General features: G+C 71.0%; 2 protein-coding genes. Both read right to left on the reverse strand.

Annotated elements, in window-relative coordinates:
* Positions 1-127 precede the first annotated feature (127 nt).
* Complete coding sequence (locus NS365_RS22010; protein ID WP_058602445.1) at positions 128-616, reverse strand: (2Fe-2S)-binding protein; 489 nt, start codon at positions 614-616, stop codon at positions 128-130.
* A 37-nt stretch (positions 617-653) separates the two neighbouring features.
* Positions 654-960, reverse strand: a 307-nt coding sequence (locus NS365_RS22015; RefSeq protein WP_153003899.1) for a c-type cytochrome, incomplete at its 5' end; no start/stop codon positions are given.

A 960-nucleotide genomic window follows, 5' to 3' on the forward strand; every position in this document is an offset into this window, starting at 1 on the left:
GCGCCGCCGGCCTGCGCGCCCTCGCCGCCGATATCGGCCTCTTGCGCGCGCGCGGAACCCGGCGCGAGCGCGAAGAAGAGCGTCAGCGCGCCGCCTTTCAGCACGAGGCGGCGGGAGAGGTCGGGGCTCATGGCTTGGAGCCCTCAAGCTTGGCCGAGGCGGCGGGAGGCGTCGTCACGCGCAGGGCCGCGCGGAGAATGCGCGCGTGGGTTCCGCAGCGGCAGAGATGGGGCTGAAGCGCCTCGCGGATCGCCGCTTCGTCGGGCGAGGCGTTGCGGCGCAGAAGCCCTTCCACAGCGATGATCATGCCGGGAATGCAATAGCCGCATTGGGCCGCCTGTTCGGCGATGAAGGCGGCCTGCACCGACCCCGGCTTCTCGCCCGCGCCGAGCCCTTCCAGCGTCACCACCTCGCGCCCTTCGAGCGCCGCCACGGGCAGGAGGCAGGAAAAGGAGGAGCGTCCGTCCACCAGCACGGCGCAGGAGCCGCATTGGCCGACGCCGCAGCCATATTTCGCGCCGTTCAGCTGCAGCTCGTCGCGCAGGAGATAGAGAAGCGGCATCGTCGGATCGGCGTCCGTCTCGACGCGCCGGCCGTTGACGGTCAGCGTCACCATGTCCGATCGTTCCTTTGTGAGAAGGGCACCGCGCGCCTCACGGCAACCCCGCCCGATCCGCCAGCTCGTTCACCGTCGCATCCAGCTGTTGGAAGGGCGGCTCGTTGGAATAGCGCGCGCGGATATAGGCGGCGAGATCGGCCACCTGCTGGCGCGTCAGGAGCCGGGCGAAGCCGGGCATGGCCACGCTCGCCGCGCCGGGGGGCAGCTGCCGGCCGTGGAGAATGAACTGCACGAGATTGCGCGCGCTCTCGGCGTGGGTCGCGCCGCTTTTCTCCAGCGGCAGGCCTTGCGAGGCGGAGGCAGGGGAGCCGCTGTGACAGCTCGCGCAGGCGCCGGCAAAG

Source organism: Aureimonas ureilytica (assembly GCF_001475935.1).
In the GTDB taxonomy this organism is placed as follows: domain Bacteria; phylum Pseudomonadota; class Alphaproteobacteria; order Rhizobiales; family Rhizobiaceae; genus Aureimonas; species Aureimonas ureilytica_A.